Below are 22,591 nucleotides of genomic sequence, written 5' to 3' on the forward strand. Positions count from 1 at the left end.
TGGGCGGCGGACATTCGTCGTTGCCACGGGATGCAGTGTGAAACCGCATCGTGGTTCGCGCTGTGCGTTTGCGCACTGCTTTCGATCGATCGCGCGCGGGCCGTGAACCCCACTGGCAGTGGGGAGAAACGGGGATGAGGGCTCAGGCCGTTCGTGCCGCGTACAGCACCGCCAGCGGCTCGGTGCGCCCGCGCACGGCGAGCATCTCGGGCGCGCCGAGCGCCTCGGCCGCGCCGGCCTGCTGCGCCGCGAACAGCGAGAGCACCAGCCGCGCCGAGGCCTTCTTCGAATGGTCCTGCAGCCGGCTCGCGGTGTTGACCACCTCGCCGATCGCGGTGAAGGTGGTGGTCTCGAGGTAGCCGACCTCGCCGACCGCGGCGCGGCCCGCGTGCAGGCCCATGCCGAAGTCCAGCCGCTGGCCGAACTGGGCCTCGAAGCCCTCGCTCCAGGCGTCCATGCGCTCGCCGATCAGCGTGGTGGCGCGCAGCGCCTGGCGGCAGGCGGTGGCGAGGTCGGTCTCGAGGCCGAAGATCGCCATCACGCTGTCGCCGATGAACTGGTTGGGCACGCCGCCGGCCTCGCGCACGGCGGCGCCCACGGTGGCGAAGTAGCGGTCGAGCACGTAGGCGAGGTCGAAGGGCCACTGGCGTTCCGACAGCCCCGACCAGCGCCGCAGGTCGACGAACAGGATCGCCACGTCGCGCTCGTGGCCGAAGCTGCCCACGGGCGCGGGCCGGCCCTCGTTGGGGCGCGGCGCGAACAGCGGCGTGACCTCGATGTCGCCGCGCGGGCGCAGCTGACAGGCCAGGCGTACGTCGGCCGGCGCGCGCACGCGTTCGAGCGTGCGCTGCTCGTCGCGGCCCGGCGGGTCGACGTGGCCGGCCGGGCCGTTCACGCGCACGCGGCAGGTCGAGCAGCGCGCGCGGCCGCCGCAGGCCGACAGGTGGGCGATGCCGTGCGAGCGGCTGGCCTCGAGCACGCTCCAGCCGCGCGGCACGTGCACCGTGCGCTCGGGATAGCGCAGCGCGACCGAGGGCCGGCCCGACCAGCGATAGAAGGCCGTGCGGCCCCAGCGCGCGAGCAGCAACGCGGCCAGCGCCAGTGCATAGAAGAGCTTGATGTTGCGCTCGATCGCGCCGAGCGCGCGTGACTGCTCGGCAGTCGGGACCACCGTCGGCGGCACGCCGGTCCACTGGAACTCGCGCCCCATCGAGACGAAGCCCAGGGCGGCCAGCAGCGGCAGCACGACGGCGATGGCCAGCAGCAGGTGCGAGAAGCGGCGGTACCAGGGCTGCACGCGCAGCGCGAAGTGCAGGCCCAGGCAGCCGTGCGCCCAGGCCGCGAGCATCAGCGCGAACTGCGCGCTCGCGCCCGGCAGGTCCCACAGGCCCCAGACCACGCGCGCGTACGAGCCATCGATGCCGTAGAGGGTGTGGGCGCCGCGCATCGCCGTCAGGTGGGCGGCCAGCAACAGCGGCAGCGAGAAGCCCAGCAGCACGCGCAGGCCCTCGAGCGGCGGCATGCGCAGCGTGCGCCGCTCCCACAACGCGACCACGGCCAGCGCCAGGTGCGCCAGCGCGGCGCCATACAGCAGCAGGGTGCCGGGCAGGCTGTGCCAGAAGGCGCGCAACTGGTCGAGCACCGCCTCGGCCCGGGCGAAGGAGGCGATGCCCAGCGCATGGTTGAGCAGGTGCAGCGTGACGTAGGCCATCAGCACGATCCCGCTGGCCCAGCGCAGGTTGCGCCGCGTGGGCGTTCTCAGGGCGGATGGGGAACGTCTTTGCATGCGGCGGGTCGGAAGGGCACCCGAGCATAATGCGCGGCGCCCACCGACCCGGCATGGCCTCCACCACACCTTCCCCGTCTTCCGCCCCGGCTTCGGCCGCCCCGCGTTCCAGCCTCGCGCTGCGCCAGATCGCGCTGCTCGCGGGGCTGTCCGACCAGCGCCTGGACCAGCTCGCGCAGCAGTGCCTGTGGCACAGCGTGGCGGCCGCCAAGCCGCTGCTGCTGCGCGCCGAGCAGCAGGGCGAGGTGTTCCTGCTGGTCTCGGGCCGCGTGCGCGTGACCACCTATTCGGCCAACGGCCGCCAGGTGACCTTCCGCGACTCCGAGGCCGGCGAGCATTTCGGCGACATCGCCGCCATCGACGGCGGGCCGCGCTCGGCCGACGTGGTCACGCTCGAACCCTGCGTGGTCGCCAGTCTCGACCGCGCCGCCTTCCTGGCCCTGCTGCGCGACGAGCCGCTGGTGGCCGAGCGCGTGATGCAGCGGCTGGCCGCGCTGGTGCGCCAGCTCAGCGAACGCGTGATCGACCTGAGCACCCTGGGCGTGCAGAACCGGCTGCATGCCGAACTGCTGCGGCTGGCACGCGGCGCCGGCGTCGACGGCAACCAGGCGCGGCTCGAGCCCGCGCCGCGCCACGCGGCCCTGGCCAGCCAGATCAGCACCAACCGCGAGCAGGTCACGCGCGAGCTCAATGCGCTGGTGCGCAGCGGCGTGCTGCGCAAGGACGGCCGCGCGCTGGTGCTGGAAGACGCCGGCCGATTGGAGCGGATGGTGGCCCAGGTGCGCGGCGACGCGTCCTGAGCCTGCGCGCGCTCAGTTCCAGCGGCCGGTCGTGCCGCCCACGCTGAAGCGGCCAGCGCCCAGCAGCACCACGGCGAGCGCGCCGAACAGGTACAGGCCCTGCAGTTCCAGTGCCCAGCCGCCCTGCTTGGTCAGCGCGAAGAAGTCGCCCATGTGCACCAGGCCGAAGGCGAACAGCATGTTGACCACCACCACGGCGGCCGCGGCGCGGGTCCAGAAGCCGGCGATCAGCAGCAGCGGCGCGACGATCTCGCCGACGTAGACCAGGTAGGCCAGGCCGCCGGGCAGGCCGGACTTGGCCAGCATGCCGCCGATGAAGCCGACGCCGGCCGAGAGCTTGAAGATGCCGTGCAGCAGTACGAGCACGCCGATGGCGACGCGCAGCAGCAGCTTGCCGGCGTCGTCGCCGTTGGCGAGGGTGGGGGCGGCGAACGACGAAGCGATCGGCGCATGCGTGGTGGCGGCCTGGGTGTTCATGGCGGTTCCTCGAGCGGTCAGGATGGAAAAAGACAGTGCCCGCCCGCGGGATGCGGGCAGGTCCGTTTCGAGTGTGCGCAGGGGGCGGCGGGCCGGTCGGTGCGTTTACGCACCTTTTTTCGCGAAAGCCGGGCGGGGGCGGCGGCGGGGGATCAGCGGCCCAGGAAATGTCCGGTCCACTTGCGCTCGTAGTCCATCTTGTGGAAGTGCGCCGCCATGAAGTCGATGAAGCTGCGCACCTTGGCCGACAGGTGCTTGCGGCTCGGGTAGGCGAGGTTGATGCGCAGGTGCGGCAGGTCCCAGTCGTCGAGCGTGGGCACCAGCCGGCCGGCCACGATGTCGTCGTAGACGATGTAGGTGGGCTGCACCAGGATCCCCATGCCGTCGAGCGCCGCGGCGCGCAGCACCTGGCCGTCGTTCGATTCGAGCAGCCCCTGCACCGCCACCGTGCGGACTTCGCCGTCGCGGCCGGTGAAGCGCAGCTCGTTGGGGTTGTTGGCGTAGGTGTAGATCAGGAGCTTGTGCTGCAGCAGCTCCTCCAGCGTCTTCGGGAAGCCGTGCTGCGCGAAGTAGCGCGGCGAGGCCGCGAGGATGCGCCGCGTCTCGCCGAGGCGGCGGATCGTCACGTTGGAATCGGGCTCGTACTCGCGCGTGCGGATCGCCACGTCGATGTTGTTGTCGATCAGGTCGAAGTAGCGGTTGGCCGCCTCCACGTGCACCTTCACGCCGGGGTAGCGCTGGGTGTACTCGCGCAGCAGCGGCGCGATGTGGTGGATCGAGAACGACAGCGAGGCCGTGATGCGCAGCGTGCCCGTGGGCTGCAGCGCGGTGGCGTTGACGGCCGTCTCGGCATCCTCGAGGTCCGACAGGATGGTGCGCGCGCGGCCGCAGAACTCGCGGCCGGTGTCGGTCAGGTAGAGCCGGCGCGTGTTGCGCTCGACCAGCCGGGCGCCCAGCCGCGCCTCGAGCGCGCTCAGGTGGCGGCTCGCGGCCGCGTTCGACAGCCCCAGCGCCTCGGCGGCGCGGCTCAGGCTGCCGGCGTCGGCAATCTGCACGAGCAGGGCGATTTCGGTCCAGCGGTCCATGGGTGTCTCCGGCGAGCGTCTTTTTCGGGCTGGGCGATTTTGTGCCAGGCGATGGGTCGACCGTTCCGCTGGGCGGAAAAATCATTTGCGCCGAGGTGCTTTGCGCCCGCCGGTGCGCCGCCTAGAGTCGGGCGAACCCCTCGAACGAATGGAGACAGCCGCCATGCGCAATCTCAACCAGGACAACATCACCCAGGCCGTGCTCGCGCGCTTCGCCGACACCCCGAACCCGCGGCTGCACGAGATCGTGACCAGCCTGGTGCAGCACCTGCACGCCTTCGCGCGCGAGGTGAAGCTGACCGAGGCGGAGTGGAAGCAGGGCATCGACTACCTGACGGCCACGGGCCGGATGTGCGACGACACGCGCCAGGAGTTCATCCTGCTGTCGGACGTGCTGGGGCTGTCGATGCTCACGATCGCGATGAACAACGACAAGCCCGCGGGCTGCACCGAGGCGACGGTGTTCGGGCCCTTCTACGTCGAGGGCGCGCCCGAGTACGCGCACGGCGACGACGTGGCCAACGGCGCGGCCGGCGAGCCCTGCGACGTCAGCGTCACCGTGCGCGGCCTCGACGGCGCGCCGGTGGCCGGTGCCGTGGTCGACGTGTGGCAGGCCGACGCGGGCGGGCACTACGACGTGCAGCGTCCCGAGCTCGGCCATGCCGAGAACCGCGGCCGCCTGCACACCGGGCCCGACGGCGCGCTGCATTTCCGCAGCGTGCTGGCCGAGGCCTACCCGATCCCGACCGACGGCCCGGTGGGCCAGCTGCTGGATGCCACCAGGCGCCATCCGTGGCGGCCCGCGCACCTGCACTTCATGATCCAGGCGCCGGGCTACGAACGGCTCATCACCCACGTGTTCCGCGAGGGCGACCAATGGCTCGATTCCGATGCGGTGTTCGCGGTGCGCGAATCGCTGGTGGCGCCCTGGACGCGGCAGGCCGACGGCCGCTGGCGGCTCGATTTCGACTTCGTGCTGAACCCGCTGGCGCCGTCGCCGGCGACCGGTGCGGCGAAGGCCGTGGCCCAGCCCGCATGACATCCACCCCCCGACAGGAGACGCAGGGAATGAACGACACGCTGCAGCAGGAGCTGCTGATCCGCCGCATGATCGAACGCTGGGCCGTCTGGCGCGATGCCGGCGACTGGGAGCGCTTCGCCACCGTGTGGCATCCCGAGGGCGTGATGATGGCGACCTGGTTCCAGGGGCCGTTCTCCGAGTTCATCCGCGTCACGCAGGAGGGCTGGGCCAAGGGCGTGAGCATCCTGCACTTCCTCGGCGGCTCGGCGATCGAGCTGGCGGGCGAGCGCGCCATCGTGCAGACCAAGATGACGATCTCGCAGCGCGGCCCGGTCGAGGGCGTGCCCTGCGACGTGGTGTGCACCGGCCGCTTCTACGACTTCGTGGTGCTGCACGAGGGGCAGTGGAAGCTGCTGCACCGCCAGCCGATCTACGAGAAGGACCGCATCGACCCGATCGACCCGGCCGCCACCGTGACGCTCGATGCCGCGAAGCTGGCCGAGCTGCCCTAGGGCTACCGCCACCTGGCCTACATCCAGCAGCGCATCGGCTACACGGTGAAGCTCGACATGCCGATGCTCAAGGGCCCGGCGGTCGAGGCGCTCTACCAGCGCGGCGCGCGCTGGCTCGCGGGCGGCGCGCTCGAGCGCTGAGCCGGGCCGGATCGGGGCCGCAGCGGCCCGCGCGCCTTCCTGCTACGCTCGCCGGGGCCCGCCGCGACGACGGGCTTTTTTTCGCGCGCCCTCCCTGCCCATGGTCTTCCCCCTCATCACCGACCCGCACTTCTACGCGGTCGCCATTCCCGCCGTGCTGCTGCTCGGCATCAGCAAGAGCGGCTTCGGCGCCGGCTTCGGTTCGCTCGCGGTGCCGCTGATGGCGCTGGCGGTCACGGTGCCGCAGGCCGCGGCGATCCTGATGCCGCTGCTGCTGCTGATGGACCTGCTGGGGCTCGCGGCCTTCCGGCGCGACTTCGACCGTTCGCTGCTGAAGTTCCTGATCCCCTTCGGCCTGCTGGGCACGGTGATCGGCACGATGCTGTTCCGCGCGCTGTCGGCGCACACGGTGGCGGGCATTGTGGGCGTGTTCACGCTGCTCTTCCTGGCGCAGCGCGTGCTGTTCCCGCCCAAGCCGGACGATCCGCTGCCCTCGCGCGGCATCGGCGCCGCGCTGACCACGGTGTCGGGCTTCACGAGCTTCATCGCGCATGCGGGCGGGCCGCCGATCAATGCCTACGTGATCCCGCTGCGGCTGTCGCCGGTGGTGTTCACGGCCACCATGGCCTACTTCTTCTTCGTGGTGAACCTCAGCAAGTGGATCCCCTACGCATGGCTGGGCCTGATCGACCTGCGCACGCTGGCCACCTCGCTGGCGCTGATGCCCTTCGCGCCGCTGGGCGTGTGGGTCGGCATCCGCATCGCGCGGCGCATCGACGCCACCTGGTTCTACCGCTTCGTCTACCTGGGCATGCTGCTGACGGGGCTCAAGCTCGTCTACGACGGCTTCGTGGCGGCCTGAGTCCCCGCCGCGGCGCTCAGAATTCGACGATCGACTTGAAGCCGCCGAAGATCATCCGCCTGGCGTCGAAGGGCATGGTCTTCGGGTCCATCGCCGCGATGCGCGGGTCGGCCATCACCTTGGCGTTGACCGTGTCGCGGTGCTTGCGCGACTTGTAGACGATCCACGAGAACGCGACCACCTCGTCGGCCTTGAGCTTCACGCTCTGCGGGAACGAGGTCAGCTTGCCGGGCTTGACGTCGTCCGCGACGCACTCCACGTATTCGAGCGCGCCGTACTCCATCCAGACCTTGCCGGCCTTGCGCGCCACCTTGCGGTAGGCCTCCACGTTCTTGGCGGGAATCGGCACGATGAAACCGTCGACATAGCGAGCCATGGGAACACTCCTTGAAAAGAAGGGAAAGAGAAACAGAAACGGCGGCCGGCCCAGCAGCAGCCCGTCAGGACGTTGCCGCGCCATTCGCCGCGCTCCCGGGGCCCGCCGCTTCCTCGTGGTTGTGCATCTGCCCCGGCATGGCGGAGCGAAGAAGCAGGGCGCCCAACAAACCCGCCACCGCCGCGAACACGGCGCCGACGAGAAAGGCCATCTGGTAACCGCCGGTGAGCGCCAGCGGCGTGCTCGCGCCGGCCGCGAGCATCGAGCCGGTCTGCGCGGCCGCGATGCTCGCGAGCACCGCCAGGCCCAGCGCGCCGCCCATCATGAAGGCGGTGTTGACAACGCCCGAGGCCAGGCCCGATTCGCTAGGGCTCACCTCGCTCATCGCGGCCAGCAGCAGCGGGTTGAAGGCCATGCCGGCGCCCAGGCCCAGCAGCAGCATGCCGGGCAGCACGTCGATCGCGAAGCGGCCGTCGACCGGGGCGCGCGCGAACAGCGCCAGTCCGATGGCCGCGAGCCACAGGCCCGCCGCGAGCGGGCGGCGGATGCCGAAGCGCATCACGATCTTCGCCGACAGCCCGAGCGAGAACACGGCCATGATGACGTTGGCCGGCAGGAAGGCCAGGCCGATCTGCATCGGCGTGTAGGCGAGCACCAGCTGCATGTAGAGCGCCGAGATGAAGAACCAGGCGAACATCGCCGCGGCCCACAGCACGCCCACCACGTTCGAGACCGAGACGCTGCGCAGCCGGAACAGGCCCAGCGGCATCAGCGGATGCTTCACCCTGGCCTCGATGGCGATGAAGATCGCGAGCAGCGCGACCGCGGTGCCGAGCAGGCCCAGCGTCTGCGCCGAGCGCCAGCCGGCCTCGTTGCCGTTGACCACGCCGTAGACCGCGAGCATCAGCGACAGCGTGACCGTGACCGCGCCGGCAACGTCGAGCTTCTCGCCATGGGCCTGGCCGCGCGCGCTCGGCAAGAGCGCGATGCACAGCGCGTACACGGCCACGCCGATCGGCAGGTTGACCAGGAAGATCCAGTGCCAGCTCAGCGAGCTGGTGAGCAGGCCGCCGAGCAGCACGCCGATGCTGCCGCCGCCGGCGCAGACGAAGCCGTAGACGCCCATCGCCTTGGCGCGGTCGGCCGGCTCGGTGAAGAGGTTCATGATCAGCGACAGCGAGACGGCCGACACGATCGCGCCGCCCAGGCCCTGTACCGCGCGCGCGGCGATCAGCAGGCCCTGCGTGGTCGAGATGCCGCAGGCCAGCGAGGCCAGCGTGAACAGTACCAGCCCGGCGAGGAAGACGCGGCGGTGGCCGTAGAGGTCGCCGAGCCGCCCGCCCAGCAGCAGGAAGCCGCCGAAGGTCAGCATGTAGGCATTGACGACCCACACCAGCGAGGTCTCGGTGAAGCCGAGGTCGGTGCGGATCGAGGGCAGCGCGACGTTCACGATGGTGGTGTCGAGCACGATCATCAGCACGCCCAGGCACAGCACCATCAGGGCGAGCCAGCGCTTGCGGTTGTCGAGGGATTCGGTCATGGAAAGGATTCCTCAGGGGCCGGGCGGCGCGCCGCCCGGCGGATGGTTGTGGCGTTCTTCGTCAGACGAGGGAGGCGCCGCCGTTGATCAGCCAGGGCGTGCCGTAGCGGTCGGTCACCATGCCGAAGCCCTCGACCCAGAAGGTCTTCTCGAACGGCATGCCGACCTGGCCGCCTTCGGCGAAGGCGTCGAACACGCGCTTCGCCTCGGCGACCGTCGGGTAGTTGAGCGCGACGCCGAAGCCCTTCATGCCTTCGTACGGCATGCCCGGCATGCTGTCGGAGGCCATGAGCGTGCTGTCGCCGACCACGAGGCTGGCGTGCATCAGGCGGCTCGCGGCCTCGGGCGGCATGTCGGCGGCCTCGGGGCTGTCGCCCACGGTCATGAGCATTTCCATTTTTCCGCCGAGCGTCTTCTCGTAGAAGCGCATGGCCTCGGCCGCGTTGCCGTCGAAGGTGAGATAGGCGTTGAGGAGCGACATGGGAGTTCCTTCGTGAGTGGGTGGATGGGAGAACGGGAGGGGGACAGGCTCAGGATCCCGCCGGCTTCTCGGCCGCGGTCTTGAGGTTGGCGAGGCCGGCTTCGAAGTCCTTGCCGATCAGGGTGTCCATGTCGAAGACGAGGCCCATGAGCTTGGAGATGTAGGGCGCCGGGCCGTGCATGGCCCAGGTGACCTGGGTCGCGTCGCCCTGCGGCTGGAAGCTGAAGTCGGCGGTGTTGCGGGCCTCGAAGGGCTTGAGGAAGTCGAGCTTGATCGAGACCTTGGTGGGCGAGGCCTCGAGGATCTCCATGCGGCCGGCGCCGGCCTTGTCGTTGCCTTCCCAGGCGTAGGTCGCGCCCGGGCCGCTGGCGGCGCCGCCGAAGCTGCGCTTCATGGCCGGATCGAGCTTCTCGTAGGGCGACCACTCGCTCCAGCGGTGGAAGTCGGCGACCAGCGGCGCGATCCGCTCGGGCGGTGCCTGGATGCGCGTGCTCCGCTCGACGCGGAAGCTGTCGGGGCGCGTGGCCGCGTACAGCAGGACGCCGGCGATCAGCACGACGAGGAGGAGGGCGATTTTCTTGAACATGGAGCTCCGGGGAGGAAAGGGCGCGGGGTCTTGCGGGGCGTGGCTTCAGTGGCCGACCACCACCATCCAGCCCACGCCGAAGCGGTCGCCGACCATGCCGAAGCCCGGCGAGAAGAAGGTGGGGATCAGCGGCTGCATCACCTGGCCGCCGTCGGCCAGCGCGTTGAACCACTTGCGCGCGTCGGCCTCGGTGGGCGCGGTGATCGCCAGCATGATTCCCTTGAACTCGGCCTGGCCCGAGCAGCGGCCGTCGGAGGCCATGAGCTCGGTCTCGCCGATGCGCAGCACCGCATGCATGACCTTGTCGGGACCGGGCATGGCGCCGGCGCAGCCGTCCGCGTCGGGCGGCATGTCGGCGGGGGCGTCGCTGTAGCGCATGAGCTGCACGACCTCGGCGCCGAGCGCCTTCCCGTAGAACGCGATGGCCTCGTCGCAGCGGCCTTCGAACGAGAGATAGGACTGGACTTTCATGGCAATTCCTTTTCGCTGGTGCGGTTATTCCGTGGGCGCCGTTGGGCGAAAAAGGCCCTGGCGAATACGATGGCACTACTTTGTGTACACCGTCCACAAAGAATAGCAAAGATAATGGACACTGTCCACATCGAAAAATCGTAGTCCGAGAAAGAAGGAAATGGTCCGCAACGCCGCCATCGCCGCCGAATCCGCGCCGCCCTCGCGCTCCACCTACCGCCACGGCGACCTGCGCCGGGCCTTGCTGGACGCGGGCATCGAACTGGCGCGCGACGGCGGCCCCGATGCCGTGGTGCTGCGCGAGGCCACGCGCCGCGTGGGCGTGGTGCCCAACGCGGCCTACCGCCACTTCGCGAGCCGGCACGAACTGCTGCTGGCGGTGCGCGGCGCCGCGCTGTCGGCCGCGGCGCGTTCGATGGAGAAGGAACTCGGTGCGATCTCGCACGACCAGCCGCCGGCCGACTACGCGCGCGCCTGGGTGCGGGCGATCGGCTCGGGCTACCTGCGTTTCGCGCAGGACGAGCCGGGGCTGTTCCGCACCGCCTTCGTGATCTCTTCCGACGAGGCGCGCGGCACCATCGGCCCCTCGAGCGCGGGCGCGAGCGGCATGGACCCGTTCCAGCTGCTGGGCTCGGGCCTGGACCGGCTGGTGGAGGCCGGCGCGCTCGATCCGGCACGGCGCCCGAATGCCGAATACCTGGCCTGGTCGGCGGTGCACGGGCTCGCGCTGCTGATCATCGAGGGCCCGCTCAAGGAGGCCGACCCGTCGGTGCTGGAGCCGCTGACGCTGCGGCTGCTGGAGATGGTGGAGCTGGGCCTGCAGTAGGCGCGGCGCTCAGAGGCTCAGAGATAGACCTTCTGCAGCAGCTTGATCAGCGTCTCGCGCTCGCGCGCGCTGAGCCGCGCGCTGGCATCGAGCTCGAGCTGGATCACGGCCTGCTCGGCCTCGCGCACGAGCGCCTCGCCGGCCGGCGTGAGATGCAGGCCGACCGCGCGGCCATCGTGCGGATGCGGCTTGCGCTCGATCAGCGCGCGCGCGTCGAGCTCGGCCACCAGGCTCACGAGGTTGGGCGGCAGGATGTCGAGCGTGCTGCAGATCTGGCGCGAGGTGGCGCCCGGGTTGTGCGCCAGCAGCGAGAGCACCGAAAAGTCGATCTGCTTGAGCTTGAAGGCCGCCATGCGCTTGGCGAACAGCGCGCTCACCACCAGCCAGGCGCGGCGCGCGTTGTAGCCGACCAGGGTCTCGAGCACGCGCGCGTCGAGGCGGTCCGTCCTGCCGAGCGGCGCGGCGGCCGCGTCGCTCTTCGCGCCCTTGGGGTTGGCGGATTTCGGGGAGGTGGGCATGCCGCAAGCGTAACCGCGAGCGGGGCCCCGAAGGGCCGGGCCGGTGGCGACTTGGCGACAGCCCGGCGCCGGCTCAGGACTCCGCGGTGAAGCCGATCTTCTTCACCAGCGGGCCCCAGCGCTCGTATTCGGACTGCAGCGACCGGCGCATCTCCTCGGGCGTGGAGCCCTGCGCGATCAGGCCCACCGACAGCAGGCCGTCGGCCACGGCCTTGTCCTTGAGCGCGGCCTGGATCGCGCCGCTCGCGGCGGCGATCACCGGCGCGGGCGTCTTCGCGGGCGCGAAGAAGCCGAACCACTCGTCGGCCACCAGCTCGGGGAAGCCCTGCTCGGCGAAGGTCGGCACCTCGGGCAGGTAGGCGGCGCGCTGGGCGCCCGAGGTGGCGAGCACGCGCAGCTTGTTGGCCTTGACGAAGGGCAGGTAGTCGCCGCTGGGCGTGAGGCTCGAGGCGATCTGGCCGCCCACCACGTCGTTGACCGCCGGCAGCGAGCCGCGGTAGGGCACGTGGCGCAGGTCGGCGCCGCTGTTGAGGCCCAGCAGCGCGCCGAGGAAGTGCGGCGTGGAGCCCGCGCCCGGCGAGCCGTAGCTGGCCTGGCCCGGGTTGGCCTTGGCCCAGGCCACGTAGTCCTTCAGCGTCTTCACGCTGGCAGGCACCATCGGGCCGACCGCCAGGCCGTGCGTCATCACCGCGCCGATCGAGACCGGTGCGAAGTCGGCCAGGCCGTAGCTCAGCTTGCTGTAGATGTAGGGATAGGTCGACAGCGCCGAGGCCTGCGAGAGCGCGAGCACCGAGCCGTCGGCCGGCGCGCTCTTGAGCGAGTCGAGCGCGATGCGCCCGCCCGCGCCGGGCTTGTTCTCGACCACGGGGTTGAGCTTCGTGAAGTCGGTGCCGCCGAGCTTGTCGGCCACGCGACGGGCCACGCTGTCGCCCGCGCTGCCGGCCGGGAAGCCGTAGTAGATCTTTACCTGCTGGGCGACGATCTCGGCCAGCGCGGCCAGGGGATGCTGCAGGGCGCCGAGCGCGGCTGCGCCGCCGAGCGCCGTCACGAACTGACGTCGGTTGGTCATGGTCTTGTCTCCGGTGGTGTTGCTGGGGCTTATCGCGGCGCCATGCGCAGTGCGCCGTCGAGGCGGATCACCTCGCCGTTGAGGTGGCCGTTGGTCACGACGTGGCAGGCCAGCTCGGCGAATTCCGAGGGCTGGCCCAGCCGCGGCGGGAACGGGATCGAGGCCGCGAGCGACTGCTGCACCGGCTCGGGCAGCTCGAGCAGCAGCGGCGTGGCGAACAGCCCGGGCGCGACGGTGCACACGCGGATCGCGTGCTGCGCGAGGTCGCGCGCCATCGGCAGGGTCATGCCGACCAGCCCGCCCTTCGAGGCGCTGTAGGCCTGCTGGCCGACCTGGCCGTCGAAGGCCGCGACCGAGGCGGTGAACAGCATCACGCCCTTCTCGCCGTTGGCGAGCGCCGCTAGCTTCGCGCAGCGCGCGGCGAACAGGCGCGCCATGTTGTAGCTGCCGATCAGGTTGACGTTGACCACGCGCACGAAGTCCTCGAGCGGCGCCGGGTTGCCGTCCTTGCCGACGATGCGTTTCGCGCTGCCGATGCCGGCCACGTTCATCAGGATGCGCGCCGGGCCATGCGCGGCCTCGGCCCGGTCGAGCGCGGCGCTCACGCTCGCGGCATCGGTGATGTCGCAGGCGCAGGCGATGCCGCAGATCTGGTCCGCGACCTTCGCGGCCAGCTCGGCATTGCGGTCGAGCAGCGCCACCTTCGCGCCCAGGCGCGCGAGTTCGCGCGCGGTGGCCTCGCCGAGGCCCGATGCGCCGCCGGTCACGAGCGCGGCCTGTCCTTCGATCTTCATGGGTTCGTCTCCAGAGATGGAAAAAAAAGCCTCAGCGCGGCCGCAAGGTGAAGGGCAGCGTGCCGTCGTGCAGCGCCTCGACCAGCGCGGCGCGGTGCTTGAGCACGGCGCGCTGGTTGATCGAGCCCTTGTCGGTGATCTCGCCCTTGTCGATCGAGGGCGGCTCGCTCATCAGGTGCAGCCGCGCGATGCGGTTGGCGCTGCCGGTGCTCGCGGCCGCGAGCTGGTCCAGCACCTGCTGGAAGTGCGCCTGCACCGGCGCGCTCTCGAGCACCTGCCGCATGCTCGCGCCGGCGTCGAGGCCCGCGAGCTGGCGCACCTTCTGCGTAGGGAAGACCAGCGCGCCGACCTCCTTGAGGTTGATGCCGGTCAGCACCGCGTCCTGCACATAGGGCGAGCCGGCCGTCGCGATCTTCGCGCGCAGCGGGCCCACGCTCACGAAGGTGCCGGTGGCGAGCTTGAAGTCCTCGGCGATGCGGCCGTCGAAGCGCAGGCCGCGGTGGATGTCGGCGTCGTCGATCCACTTGACCGCGTCGCCGGTCGAGAAGAAGCCTTCCTCGTCGAAGGCCTCGGCCGTGGCCTCCGGCGCGCGCCAGTAGCCGGGCGTGATGTTGGGACCGCGATAGCGCACCTCGGTCTTGCCGTCGACCTCGATCAGCTTGAGCTCGATGCCCGCCGCGGGCAGGCCGACGTCGCCCGACTTCACGTCGGGGCCGGTCACGTAGAGCGCGAACGGCCCCGATTCGGTCATGCCCAGGCCGGTGCCCATCACGATGCGCTCGCCGACCTCGGCCTCCTGGGTGCGGTGCAGGCTGTCCCAGACCGGCTGCGACAGCGCCGCACCCGAGTAGAAGAACATCTTCACGCGCGACAGCAGGTTGCGCCGTAGCACCGGGTCTGTCTCCATCGCGTGCGCGATCGCCTCGAAGCCGGTCGGCACGTTGAAGTAGATGGTGGGCGCGACCTCGCGCAGGTTGCGCAGCGTCTCGGCCATGCCGGTGGGCGTGGGCTTGCCCTCGTCGATGTAGAGCGTGCCGCCGTTGTCGAGCACGATGCCCACGTTGTGGTTGCCGCCGAAGGTGTGGTTCCACGGCAGCCAGTCGACCAGCACCGGCGGCTCGTCGCCCAGCGCCGGGATCGACTGGCGCAGCTGCTGCTGGTTGGCGCACCACATGCGGTGCGTGTTGACCACCGCCTTGGGCATCTTGGTCGAGCCCGAGGTGAACAGGAACTTGGTGATGGTGTCGGGGCCGGTGGCCTGCATCGCGGCGTCGATGGCGGGCGTGGGCACCGTTGCCGCGAGCGCGTCGAACGAGGTGGTGGCGCGCCCGGGCAGCTCGCCTTCGGCCAGCACGATCTCGACGCCGGCATCGGCCGGCAGCGTGGCCTCGATCGCGCGGGCATAGCGCGCGGCGTCGGCCGCGAACACCAGGCCCGGCGTGAGCGTGGCCAGCACATGGCGCAGCTTGTCGAAGTCCTGGCTCACGAGCGAGTAGGGCGGCGAGACCGGGCAATAGGGCACGCCCGCGTAGAGGCAGCCGAGCGCGAGCAGCGCGTGCTCGATGCCGTTCTCGCTGAGGATGGCCACCGGGCGCTCGGCATCGAGGCCGCGCGCGAGCAGGGCCTGGCCGATCGCGCGCGCCTTGTGCAGCGCCTCGGCATAGCTCACGCGCAGCCAGTCGCCGGTGCCGCCGTCGGGCAGCCGCGCGCGGCGCGCGATGAAGGTGCGCTCGGGCGCGGCCTCGGCCCAGTGGTGCAGCCGGTCGGTCATGCGCTCGCGGTAGGGGCGAAGCGGCGTTTCCGCGCGCAGGTACTGCGTGCCCGGCGCGCCGTCGCGCAGCAGCGCGCGCGTGACGCCGAAGGCGAGCGGTCGGTATTGGATGGCCGTCATCGGGGCGCCCGTGCGTGAGTGGATGAGTGAATGAATGAAGAGGGCCTCAGCCCTTGCTGACCTTGGCGCCGCGGCCTTCGAGGAAGTCGCGCACGCGCTGCTTGGCCTCGGGCGCGGCCTGCACGATGCCGGACATCAGCGCCTCGGTGAAGAAGCCGTGGTCGGCCGGCTGCTCGGCGATGCGCGGCAGCGCGTGCATCAGCGCGTAGTTGGTGAGCGGCGCGTTGGTGGCCACGCGCTTCGCGAGCTCGAAGGCCTTGTCGAAGGCCGTGCCCTCGTCGACCAGGTACTGCGCGAAGTTGGCGCGCTCGCCTTCCTCGGCGTTGTAGACGCGGCCGGTCATCATCATGTCGGTCATGCGCGCCACGCCGATCAGCCTGGGGATGCGCACCGAGCCGCCGCCGCCCACGAAGATGCCGCGCGAGCCCTCGGGCAGCGCATAGAAGGTGCTGCGGTCGGCCACGCGGATGTGGCAGGCGCTCGCGAGCTCGAGCCCGCCGCCGACCACCGCGCCGTGCAGCGCGGCGATCACCGGCACCGGGCCCTTCTCGATGCAGTCCAGCGCCGCATGCCACAGGCGCGAATGGGCGAGGCCCTGGCCCGCGTCGCGCTCCTTGAGTTCGCTCAGGTCGAGGCCGGCGCAGAAGTGCGGGCCCTCGCCGTCGATCACGGCCGCGCCCACGCTGGCGGGCAGGTTCTGGAAGGCATCGCGCAGCGCGAGGATCAGGCCGTCCGACAGCGCGTTGCGCTTGGCGCCGCGCGTCAGGCGAATGATGGCGACGTCGTCGCGGAGTTCGATGTGGAGGTCGGAAGAGGTCATGTTGCGTTCGGGATTGAAGCGGATTATGGTTATGTGAAATAATCAATTCAAGGCATTCGACGATGCCGCGGACTAGGGACTTTCCCGTAAAGGAGACGATGAAGTGGACCACCAGAACCTGATCGCGATCGATATCCACACCCATGCCGAGGTGAGCTGCTGGAACCCGTTCGACAACTACGGCGAGGAGTACGACCGCGCGGCCGACAAGTACTTCGGCTCGAACCGCCGCCCGACGATCGAGGAGACGGTGGCCTACTACCGCGAGCGCAAGCTGGGGCTGGTGATGTTCATGGTCGACGCCGAGTCGAACATGGGCCGGCGGCGCATCCCGAACGAGGAGATCGCCGAGGCGGCGCAGAAGAACGCCGACATGATGATCGCCTTCGCGAGCATCGATCCGCACAAGGGAAAGATGGGCGCGCGCGAGGCGCGGCGGCTGATCGAGGAGCACGGCGTCAAGGGCTTCAAGTTCCACCCGACGGTGCAGGCCTTCCATCCCTACGACCGCATGGCCTGGCCGCTCTACGAGGTGGTGGCCGAGTACGGCATGCCCGCGATCTTCCACACCGGCCACAGCGGCATCGGCTCGGGCATGCGCTGCGGCGGCGGCCTGCGGCTCGAGTACAGCAATCCGATGCACCTGGACGACGTGGCGATCGCCTTCCCCGACATGCAGATCGTGATGGCGCACCCCAGCTTCCCCTGGCAGGACGAGGCACTGAGCGTGGCCACGCACAAGCCCAACGTCTGGATCGACCTCTCGGGCTGGAGCCCCAAGTACTTTCCGAAGCAGCTGGTGCAGTACGCCAACACGCTGCTGAAGGACCGCGTGCTGTTCGGCAGCGACTACCCGCTGATCACGCCCGAGCGCTGGATGAAGGACTTCGAGGTCGCGGGCTTCAAGCCCGAGGTGATGCCGGGCATCTTGAAGGGCAACGCGGTGCGGCTGCTGCGGCTCGACGCCGCCGCTGCGGCCTGATCAGTCCGCCTTGCGCGCCGGGCCCGCCGGCGCGGCGGCGTCGTTCCAGTGCTGCTCCCACAGGGCGTCGCCGCGTTCGAGCGCGGCGCCCAGCTCCTTCCTGCGCCGCTGCACGACCGCGGTGACCAGCGCATTGCACAGCGAAAAGGCGGCCGTGTAGGAATCGAAGGGCGAGGCGCTCGAGGTGCGCACCAGCATCAGATGGTCGGCCGAGGCGGCCGCGGCCGCCGAGGGGCTGTCGGTGATCACGATCACCTTCGCGCCGCGTTCGCGGAAGTAGGCCGCCGCGCGCGCCGTGGCCAGCGAGTGGCGCCTGAAGGTGACCGCCAGCAGCACGTCGTTCTCGCCGACCCACAACAACTGGTCCTCGAGCGGCAGCGCCGCCGTGCCGGCCAGCGGCCGCACCTCGGGCAGGCACAGGTTCAGGTGCAGCGCCAGGTGGCCCGCGATGGCGGCGGCATGCCGGTGGCCCAGCACGTGCACGCGCGCCTTGCGCTGCACCAGCAGCCGCACGGCGGCCTCGAAGGCCACGGGATCGATGGCCGCGAAGGTCGAGCTCAGGTTGTGCTGGTCGTGCAGCAGCGCGTTGGCCAGGCAGGTGCGCACCGAGGCGTCGTCGACGATCACGGCATCGGCGCGCGTGGCGGGCGAGGCCAGCCGCGCCGTGACCTCGGAGCGGGCCTCGAGCTGCGCTTCCGCGTAGCTGGGATAGCCGAGCTTGGCGAGCAGCCGCACCACGGTCGAGGCGCTGGTGCCCACCTTCTTTGCAAGGCTCGTTGCAGATTCGAGCAGGCCCTGGGGATAGCGCGTCTGCAGTTCCTCGATCAGCCGCTGCTCGCTCTTGGTGAGCTTGCGGCCATAGCCCGAGATGCGTTGGTTGAGGTTCATGGTCGCCGGGCATTCTGCCCGCGCGGTGGGCGCGATGGGCTTCGATTTTGCAATGGTTATTGCAAAAATGTGACGTTCTTGCAAGAATGCGCGCACATTCAGGCCCCATCCCTTCCCGATTCCAGGACGCTTCCATGACCTTCCCCCTTTCCGCCTCCGCGCTGCGCCGCCGCACCTTCCTGGGCGCGGGCCTCGCGGCCGCGCTGCCGCTGGCGGCGCATGCGCAGGCCTATCCGTCGCGTCCGGTCACGCTGGTGGTGCCGTTTCCGGCCGGCGGCTCGGTGGACCTGATCGCGCGGCTCTATGCCGACCCGCTCGCCAAGGCGCTGGGCGCGCCGGTGGTGATCGACAACCGCGGCGGCGCGGGCGGCTCGATCGCCAGCGCGCAGGTGGCGCGCGCCAAGCCCGACGGCTACACGCTGGTGGTCTCGTCGCAGAGCTCGCACCTCGCGAATCCGCTCACGCAGGCCAACCCCGGCTACGACCCGATCAAGGACTTCGCCTCCATCAGCCAGCTCGCGCGCTCGATCAACGTGCTGCTGGTGAACCCGGCCGTGCCCGCGAAGAACTTCAAGGAATTCGTCGCGCTGCTGAAGGCCCGCCCCGGCGAGCTCAACTTCTGCAGCGCCGGGCCCGGCAGCATGGGCCAGCTCAACGTCGAGCTGATGAAGTCGCAGCTGCAGCTCAATGCCACGCACGTGCCGTACCGCGGCGGCGGGCCGCTGGTCACGGCGCTGATCTCGAACGAGGTGCAGTTCGGCCTCGACAACCTCGCGCCCTTCCTGCCGCACATCCAGGCCGGCAAGCTGCGCGCGCTCGCGGTGGCCGCGCCGGCGCGCGTCGCGGCGCTGCCCGACGTGCCGACCTTCGCGGAGCTCGGCTATCCGGTGCTCAACACCACCTCGTGGATCGGCCTGGCCGCGCCCGCGAAGACGCCGGGCGACGTGATCGCCACCCTGCACAAGGCCGTGCGCTCGGTGGCCGACCAGCCTTCCATGGTCGAGGCGCTGGAGTCGCGTGGTTCGCTCACGCCCGAGCAGCAGTCGCCCGCGCAGTTCACGGCCATGATGTCGGAGCGTCTCGCGCTGTACGGCGAGATGGTGAAGCGCGCGGGGATCCGCGGCGAATGAGCGCGTCCTCGTTCACCCCCGACACCGCGCCGCTCGAGGTGCTGCCGCGCGACCTCTCGGCCTACCGCGCGGGCAACACCGGCATCGACTACGTCCATCGTTTCGAATCGGGCCGGCCCGGGCCGCATGTGCTGGTCAATGCGCTGACGCACGGCAACGAGATCTGCGGCATGGTGGCGGCCTCCGACCTGCTCGACCGCGGCGTGCGACCGAAGATCGGCACGCTGACCGTGAGCTTCGCCAACGTCGAAGCCTACGAGGCCTTCGACATCGAGCGGCCCTACGAGAACCGCCAGCTGGTGCACAACCTCAACCGCATCTGGACGCCCGCGCTGCTCGACGGCAACGAGAACAGCCCCGAGCTGCGCCGCGCGCGCGAGCTGCGGCCGGTGCTCGATGCGGCCGACTACGTGCTCGACATCCATTCGACGCGCGCGCCGGTGCAGCCCTTCTGGGTCTATCCGGAGCTCGAGCGCAATGCGCGGCTGGCGCTGGCCGTGGGCGCGCCGCTGGTGCACCTGGTGATGCCCGCGGGCGCGGCGCCGGGCACCGGCGTGATCGGCTACGGCCGCCACGGTGAAGTCGAGGGAAATGGCGCAGCCGTCGTGGTGGAGTGCGGCCAGCACTTCAGCCGCTCGGCCGCCGAGCTCGCGGTCGACGTGACGCGGCGTTTTCTCGCGCATCTCGGGCTGGTCGATCCGGTGGCCCCGCAGGCGCCCGCCGCGCCCGCGCGCCGCTTCCGCCTGCTCGAGGTGCACATGGTGAAGACCGAGAGCTTCGCCTTCACGCGGCCGCTGCTGGGCTTCGAGACCTTCGACCGGGGCGAGCTGATCGCGGTCGACGCGGGGCAGGAGATCCGTTCGCCCTGCGACGGCTGCACGGTCTTCATGCCCACGCGCGCGGCGCTGGTGGGCCGCGAGGGCGTGTACCTGACGGTGCCGGTCTAAGGCACCCGCTCCTCGTCCTCCTCCTGCCGGTCCCAGTCGTTCCCGGCGCGCCGCTTGCGCTCCTCGCGCTCGCGCGCCATCTGCTCCTCGAACTGCTGGCGGCCCGCCTTGTTGACCGCGATCAGCTTCGCGCGGTCCTTGTAGTGCGGGTAGATCTCGTCGGTGAGCTTGAGGTTGCGCTCGCGGAAACGCATGCTCGATTCGCGCGCCTCGTGCGCGGGCCAGCCCAGCACCTCGAGCACCGAGCGCGCGCTGCGCAGCGAGGACTCGAAGACCTCGCGCTCGACCAGCGTCACGCCGCGGTCGCGCAGCTGGAACAGGTGGCTCACGTTGCGCGCCCGCGCGATGATCCGCGTCTGCGGGAAGTTCTCGCGGAACAGGTCGACGATCTCCAGCGACTGCTCGATGTCGTCGACCGCCACCACCACGGCCTTGGCCGTGCCGGCGCCCGCGGTGCGCAGCAGGTCGAGGCGCGTGGCATCGCCGTAGAACACACGGAAGCCGAATTCGCGCAGGCCCTCGACGTTGTCGGCATCGTGGTCGAGCACCGTCACCTGCAGTCCCTGCGACATCAGCATGCGGCCCACGATCTGGCCATAGCGGCCGAAGCCGCAGATCAGCACCTTGGCGTCCTGCTGCTCCGAGATCTCCTCGAGCTGCGGCCCGCCGGAGCGGCTGTAGCGCGGCAGCAGGTAGCGGTCGAGCAGCACCAGCAGGAGCGGCGACAGCAGCATCGACAGCGCGACCGCGCCGATCAGGAGCGAGGTGACCTGCGGCGGCAGCACATCGGGCCCGGCCGACTGGAACACCACGAAGGCGAATTCGCCGCCCTGCGCCAGCAGCAGCGTGAACACCGGGCGCTCCTGGTAGGCCAGCCCCATCGCCTTGGCCAGCGCGTAGATCACCACCAGCTTGATGGCCATGAAGCCGACCACCAGCATCGCCATGATCCAGGGGCTCGCGAGCAGCACGCCGAAATCGATCGTCATGCCCACGGCGATGAAGAACAGCCCGAGCAAGAGGCCCTTGAAGGGCTCGATGTCGGTCTCGAGCTCGCGCCGGTATTCGCTCTCGGCCAGCAGCACGCCCGCGAGGAAGGCGCCCAGCGCCATCGACAGGCCGACGAACTGCATCAGCGCCGCGATCGCCACCACCAGCAGCAGCGCGGCGGCGGTGAAGATCTCGGGCGTGTCGCTGCGCGCGATCCAGCGCAGCACCGGGCGCAACGCGAGCCGGCCGCCGAGCACGATGCCGCCGATCACGCCGAAGATCTTCAGGCCCTCGAGCAGGCGGTCGAGGCCGCCCATCGACTGCTCGGCCGCGGTGGCGCCGGCCAACAGCGGCAGGATGGCGAGGATCGGGATCGCCGCGACGTCCTGGAACAGCAGGATCGAGAAGCCGGCCTGGCCGCTCGGCGTGCGCAGCAGGTTGCGTTCGCCGAACACCTGCAGCGCGATCGCGGTCGAGGACAGCGCCAGCCCCAGCGCCGCCACCAGCGACACGCGCCAGGGCGCGCCGACAGCGCAGCCGATCGCGAACAGCACCGCGGCGCAGCTGAGCACCTGCGCCGTGCCCCAGCCGAAGATCGGCCGGCGCAGGTTCCACAGCCGCTTGGGCTCGAGCTCGAGGCCGACCAGGAACAGCATCAGCACCACGCCGAACTCGGCGAAGTGCAGCACGTCCTCCACGCGCGACACCAGCCCCAGCCCCCACGGGCCGATGGCGATGCCGGCCACCAGGTAGCCGATGATGGAACCGAGGCCCAGGGCCTTGGACAGCGGCACCACCAGCACGGCGGCGCTCAGGTAGATCAGGCTGTTGGTCAGCCAGGCGGGCGCGTGCTCCATTCAGGCGCTCCCGCCGGTCGTGGCGGCCAGCCGGCGGCTCATGGTGGTGTGGAACACCCGCTCGACCACCTTGCCGATGTCGTCCGATTCGGCCGGCCGGTCGCTCTCTGGCACCGGGCAGGCCACGCAGGCGTCGAGCTCGTCCATCTCGGGCCAGTCGGGGTAGCTGCCCAGGCGCTGGGCAAAGACCTCGACGTGCGCGGCCACCTCGGCCTCGGCGGCGCTGCGCGCGCCATGGAAGATCAGCGGCGGCAGGAAGCGCATGCCGCACAGCGCGGCGGTCTGCTCGTAGGGCGGCAGGAAGGCGTCGAAGAAATAGCGGTGGTAGCCCTGCGGGTGGTAGCTGCTCTCGGGGCTGCCGGTGGTGGCGACCAGCCACAGGTCCTTGCCTTGCAGCGCGATGCCCTCCGGGCCGTAGGCCCAGCCGTAGGCCAGCACCTCGTCGACCCAGAGCTTCTGCAGCGCCGGCATCGAGTACCACTGGATCGGATGCAGCAGCACCACCAGCTGCGCGCGCTCGAGGCGCCGCTGCTCAGCCTCGACGTCGATCGCGTAATCGGGGTAGGTGCCGTAGAGGTCGTTGACATCGACGCCCGGCACCGCGCGCGCCGCGGCCAGCAGCCGGCGGTTCACGCGCGAATCGCGCCAGTGCGGATGGGCGGCGAGCACGTAGGTGCCTCCACCCTGAGGGGTTCCCGTGGATGTTGTTGTCGTCATCCCGCGAACATAGCGCAGTCCCGG

The 22,591-nt window shown here is 70.5% G+C and carries 24 protein-coding genes; 8 read left to right on the top strand and 16 right to left on the bottom strand.

Annotated elements, in window-relative coordinates:
- Nucleotides 1–142 precede the first annotated feature (142 nt).
- Nucleotides 143–1,786, bottom strand: a complete 1,644-nt coding sequence (locus KV106_RS26035) for an adenylate/guanylate cyclase domain-containing protein (RefSeq protein ID WP_261213453.1) — start codon at nucleotides 1,784–1,786, stop codon at nucleotides 143–145.
- Nucleotides 1,787–1,839: 53 nt separating this feature from the next.
- On the opposite strand from KV106_RS26035, the gene KV106_RS26040 reads away from it, so the two are divergent.
- Complete coding sequence (locus KV106_RS26040; RefSeq protein ID WP_261213454.1) at nucleotides 1,840–2,586, top strand: Crp/Fnr family transcriptional regulator; 747 nt, start codon at nucleotides 1,840–1,842, stop codon at nucleotides 2,584–2,586.
- Between the two features lie 12 nt (nucleotides 2,587–2,598).
- On the opposite strand, the gene KV106_RS26045 is transcribed toward KV106_RS26040, so the two are convergent.
- A complete protein-coding gene (locus KV106_RS26045) occupies nucleotides 2,599–3,063 on the bottom strand; it encodes a DoxX family protein (protein WP_261213455.1) in 465 nt (154 codons plus the stop codon).
- Between the two features lie 152 nt (nucleotides 3,064–3,215).
- Complete coding sequence (locus KV106_RS26050) at nucleotides 3,216–4,148, bottom strand: LysR family transcriptional regulator (protein ID WP_057596609.1); 933 nt, start codon at nucleotides 4,146–4,148, stop codon at nucleotides 3,216–3,218.
- Between the two features lie 163 nt (nucleotides 4,149–4,311).
- Between KV106_RS26050 and KV106_RS26055 the strand changes: the two genes are divergently transcribed.
- From KV106_RS26055 to KV106_RS26065, 3 genes are all read left to right on the top strand, one after another.
- Complete coding sequence (locus tag KV106_RS26055; RefSeq protein ID WP_261213457.1) at nucleotides 4,312–5,187, top strand: intradiol ring-cleavage dioxygenase; 876 nt, start codon at nucleotides 4,312–4,314, stop codon at nucleotides 5,185–5,187.
- 29 nt (nucleotides 5,188–5,216) lie between these two features.
- Complete coding sequence (locus tag KV106_RS26060) at nucleotides 5,217–5,681, top strand: nuclear transport factor 2 family protein (RefSeq protein WP_261213459.1); 465 nt, start codon at nucleotides 5,217–5,219, stop codon at nucleotides 5,679–5,681.
- A gap of 241 nt (nucleotides 5,682–5,922) precedes the next feature.
- Complete coding sequence (locus KV106_RS26065; protein ID WP_261213461.1) at nucleotides 5,923–6,684, top strand: sulfite exporter TauE/SafE family protein; 762 nt, start codon at nucleotides 5,923–5,925, stop codon at nucleotides 6,682–6,684.
- A 16-nt stretch (nucleotides 6,685–6,700) separates the two neighbouring features.
- On the opposite strand, the gene KV106_RS26070 is transcribed toward KV106_RS26065, so the two are convergent.
- From KV106_RS26070 to KV106_RS26090, 5 genes are all read right to left on the bottom strand, one after another.
- Complete coding sequence (locus KV106_RS26070) at nucleotides 6,701–7,060, bottom strand: DUF1428 domain-containing protein (protein ID WP_057596612.1); 360 nt, start codon at nucleotides 7,058–7,060, stop codon at nucleotides 6,701–6,703.
- A 64-nt stretch (nucleotides 7,061–7,124) separates the two neighbouring features.
- Entirely contained in the window at nucleotides 7,125–8,600 is a 1,476-nt protein-coding gene (locus tag KV106_RS26075; protein WP_261213463.1) for a DHA2 family efflux MFS transporter permease subunit, read from the bottom strand.
- Nucleotides 8,601–8,661: 61 nt separating this feature from the next.
- Nucleotides 8,662–9,081 carry a VOC family protein gene (locus KV106_RS26080; RefSeq protein WP_261213465.1) on the bottom strand — a complete coding sequence of 140 codons (420 nt, stop codon included), beginning with the start codon at nucleotides 9,079–9,081 and terminating at the stop codon, nucleotides 8,662–8,664.
- Between the two features lie 49 nt (nucleotides 9,082–9,130).
- Nucleotides 9,131–9,667: an SRPBCC family protein gene (locus KV106_RS26085; RefSeq protein WP_057596446.1), complete on the bottom strand. Its 537-nt coding sequence runs from the start codon at nucleotides 9,665–9,667 to the stop codon at nucleotides 9,131–9,133.
- A gap of 45 nt (nucleotides 9,668–9,712) precedes the next feature.
- Entirely contained in the window at nucleotides 9,713–10,138 is a 426-nt protein-coding gene (locus KV106_RS26090; RefSeq protein WP_261213468.1) for a VOC family protein, read from the bottom strand.
- Nucleotides 10,139–10,298: 160 nt separating this feature from the next.
- Here KV106_RS26090 and KV106_RS26095 point away from each other — a divergent pair, with 160 nt between their 5' ends.
- The gene (locus KV106_RS26095) at nucleotides 10,299–10,964 is read left to right on the top strand and encodes a TetR/AcrR family transcriptional regulator (RefSeq protein ID WP_057596448.1); all 666 of its coding nucleotides are present in this window, start codon (nucleotides 10,299–10,301) and stop codon (nucleotides 10,962–10,964) included.
- Nucleotides 10,965–10,981: 17 nt separating this feature from the next.
- Here KV106_RS26095 and KV106_RS26100 read toward each other — a convergent pair whose 3' ends face one another.
- The 5 genes from KV106_RS26100 to KV106_RS26120 form a co-directional block, all read right to left on the bottom strand.
- Entirely contained in the window at nucleotides 10,982–11,482 is a 501-nt protein-coding gene (locus KV106_RS26100; RefSeq protein WP_057596449.1) for a MarR family winged helix-turn-helix transcriptional regulator, read from the bottom strand.
- A gap of 73 nt (nucleotides 11,483–11,555) precedes the next feature.
- The gene (locus KV106_RS26105) at nucleotides 11,556–12,551 is read right to left on the bottom strand and encodes a Bug family tripartite tricarboxylate transporter substrate binding protein (RefSeq protein ID WP_093347478.1); all 996 of its coding nucleotides are present in this window, start codon (nucleotides 12,549–12,551) and stop codon (nucleotides 11,556–11,558) included.
- Between the two features lie 29 nt (nucleotides 12,552–12,580).
- Nucleotides 12,581–13,345, bottom strand: coding sequence for an SDR family NAD(P)-dependent oxidoreductase (locus KV106_RS26110; RefSeq protein WP_261213475.1), 765 nt, complete (start codon nucleotides 13,343–13,345; stop codon nucleotides 12,581–12,583).
- A 31-nt stretch (nucleotides 13,346–13,376) separates the two neighbouring features.
- On the bottom strand, nucleotides 13,377–15,236 hold the full coding sequence (locus KV106_RS26115) for a feruloyl-CoA synthase (RefSeq protein WP_261213477.1): 1,860 nt from the start codon (nucleotides 15,234–15,236) through the stop codon (nucleotides 13,377–13,379).
- A gap of 46 nt (nucleotides 15,237–15,282) precedes the next feature.
- Nucleotides 15,283–16,056, bottom strand: a complete 774-nt coding sequence (locus KV106_RS26120) for a crotonase/enoyl-CoA hydratase family protein (RefSeq protein ID WP_057596453.1) — start codon at nucleotides 16,054–16,056, stop codon at nucleotides 15,283–15,285.
- A gap of 103 nt (nucleotides 16,057–16,159) precedes the next feature.
- Here KV106_RS26120 and KV106_RS26125 point away from each other — a divergent pair, with 103 nt between their 5' ends.
- Nucleotides 16,160–17,038, top strand: a complete 879-nt coding sequence (locus tag KV106_RS26125; protein WP_057596454.1) for an amidohydrolase family protein — start codon at nucleotides 16,160–16,162, stop codon at nucleotides 17,036–17,038.
- On the opposite strand, the gene KV106_RS26130 is transcribed toward KV106_RS26125, so the two are convergent.
- On the bottom strand, nucleotides 17,039–17,926 hold the full coding sequence (locus tag KV106_RS26130) for a MurR/RpiR family transcriptional regulator (protein WP_261213479.1): 888 nt from the start codon (nucleotides 17,924–17,926) through the stop codon (nucleotides 17,039–17,041). It lies immediately after the preceding gene.
- Nucleotides 17,927–18,060: 134 nt separating this feature from the next.
- Here KV106_RS26130 and KV106_RS26135 point away from each other — a divergent pair, with 134 nt between their 5' ends.
- Together KV106_RS26135 and KV106_RS26140 are read left to right on the top strand one after the other, a co-directional pair.
- Nucleotides 18,061–19,056, top strand: coding sequence for a Bug family tripartite tricarboxylate transporter substrate binding protein (locus KV106_RS26135; protein WP_057596456.1), 996 nt, complete (start codon nucleotides 18,061–18,063; stop codon nucleotides 19,054–19,056).
- A complete protein-coding gene (locus tag KV106_RS26140) occupies nucleotides 19,053–20,003 on the top strand; it encodes a M14 family metallopeptidase (protein ID WP_261213482.1) in 951 nt (316 codons plus the stop codon). The genes KV106_RS26135 and KV106_RS26140 overlap by 4 nt, the downstream gene beginning before the upstream one ends.
- Here the strand turns inward: KV106_RS26140 and kefC are convergent.
- Nucleotides 20,000–21,850, bottom strand: coding sequence for a glutathione-regulated potassium-efflux system protein KefC (gene kefC / locus KV106_RS26145; protein ID WP_057596458.1), 1,851 nt, complete (start codon nucleotides 21,848–21,850; stop codon nucleotides 20,000–20,002). The genes KV106_RS26140 and kefC overlap by 4 nt on opposite strands.
- Complete coding sequence (gene kefF / locus KV106_RS26150; RefSeq protein WP_261213483.1) at nucleotides 21,851–22,567, bottom strand: glutathione-regulated potassium-efflux system oxidoreductase KefF; 717 nt, start codon at nucleotides 22,565–22,567, stop codon at nucleotides 21,851–21,853.
- Between the last annotated feature and the right edge of the window lie 24 nt (nucleotides 22,568–22,591).

It is taken from the genome of Variovorax endophyticus (assembly GCF_025376855.1).
Classification (GTDB): domain Bacteria; phylum Pseudomonadota; class Gammaproteobacteria; order Burkholderiales; family Burkholderiaceae_C; genus Variovorax.

Excerpts from the sequence above, each read along its gene's own strand:
- KV106_RS26035 (WP_261213453.1), bottom strand. The coding sequence starts at position 1,786 with ATGCAAAGACGTTCCCCATCCGCCCTGAGAACGCCCACGCGGCGCAAC.
- KV106_RS26040 (WP_261213454.1), top strand. The coding sequence starts at position 1,840 with ATGGCCTCCACCACACCTTCCCCGTCTTCCGCCCCGGCTTCGGCCGCC.
- KV106_RS26045 (WP_261213455.1), bottom strand. The coding sequence starts at position 3,063 with ATGAACACCCAGGCCGCCACCACGCATGCGCCGATCGCTTCGTCGTTC.
- KV106_RS26050 (WP_057596609.1), bottom strand. The coding sequence starts at position 4,148 with ATGGACCGCTGGACCGAAATCGCCCTGCTCGTGCAGATTGCCGACGCC.
- KV106_RS26055 (WP_261213457.1), top strand. The coding sequence starts at position 4,312 with ATGCGCAATCTCAACCAGGACAACATCACCCAGGCCGTGCTCGCGCGC.
- KV106_RS26060 (WP_261213459.1), top strand. The coding sequence starts at position 5,217 with ATGAACGACACGCTGCAGCAGGAGCTGCTGATCCGCCGCATGATCGAA.
- KV106_RS26065 (WP_261213461.1), top strand. The coding sequence starts at position 5,923 with ATGGTCTTCCCCCTCATCACCGACCCGCACTTCTACGCGGTCGCCATT.
- KV106_RS26070 (WP_057596612.1), bottom strand. The coding sequence starts at position 7,060 with ATGGCTCGCTATGTCGACGGTTTCATCGTGCCGATTCCCGCCAAGAAC.
- KV106_RS26075 (WP_261213463.1), bottom strand. The coding sequence starts at position 8,600 with ATGACCGAATCCCTCGACAACCGCAAGCGCTGGCTCGCCCTGATGGTG.
- KV106_RS26080 (WP_261213465.1), bottom strand. The coding sequence starts at position 9,081 with ATGTCGCTCCTCAACGCCTATCTCACCTTCGACGGCAACGCGGCCGAG.
- KV106_RS26085 (WP_057596446.1), bottom strand. The coding sequence starts at position 9,667 with ATGTTCAAGAAAATCGCCCTCCTCCTCGTCGTGCTGATCGCCGGCGTC.
- KV106_RS26090 (WP_261213468.1), bottom strand. The coding sequence starts at position 10,138 with ATGAAAGTCCAGTCCTATCTCTCGTTCGAAGGCCGCTGCGACGAGGCC.
- KV106_RS26095 (WP_057596448.1), top strand. The coding sequence starts at position 10,299 with ATGGTCCGCAACGCCGCCATCGCCGCCGAATCCGCGCCGCCCTCGCGC.
- KV106_RS26100 (WP_057596449.1), bottom strand. The coding sequence starts at position 11,482 with ATGCCCACCTCCCCGAAATCCGCCAACCCCAAGGGCGCGAAGAGCGAC.
- KV106_RS26105 (WP_093347478.1), bottom strand. The coding sequence starts at position 12,551 with ATGACCAACCGACGTCAGTTCGTGACGGCGCTCGGCGGCGCAGCCGCG.
- KV106_RS26110 (WP_261213475.1), bottom strand. The coding sequence starts at position 13,345 with ATGAAGATCGAAGGACAGGCCGCGCTCGTGACCGGCGGCGCATCGGGC.
- KV106_RS26115 (WP_261213477.1), bottom strand. The coding sequence starts at position 15,236 with ATGACGGCCATCCAATACCGACCGCTCGCCTTCGGCGTCACGCGCGCG.
- KV106_RS26120 (WP_057596453.1), bottom strand. The coding sequence starts at position 16,056 with ATGACCTCTTCCGACCTCCACATCGAACTCCGCGACGACGTCGCCATC.
- KV106_RS26130 (WP_261213479.1), bottom strand. The coding sequence starts at position 17,926 with ATGAACCTCAACCAACGCATCTCGGGCTATGGCCGCAAGCTCACCAAG.
- KV106_RS26135 (WP_057596456.1), top strand. The coding sequence starts at position 18,061 with ATGACCTTCCCCCTTTCCGCCTCCGCGCTGCGCCGCCGCACCTTCCTG.
- KV106_RS26140 (WP_261213482.1), top strand. The coding sequence starts at position 19,053 with ATGAGCGCGTCCTCGTTCACCCCCGACACCGCGCCGCTCGAGGTGCTG.
- kefC (WP_057596458.1), bottom strand. The coding sequence starts at position 21,850 with ATGGAGCACGCGCCCGCCTGGCTGACCAACAGCCTGATCTACCTGAGC.
- kefF (WP_261213483.1), bottom strand. The coding sequence starts at position 22,567 with ATGACGACAACAACATCCACGGGAACCCCTCAGGGTGGAGGCACCTAC.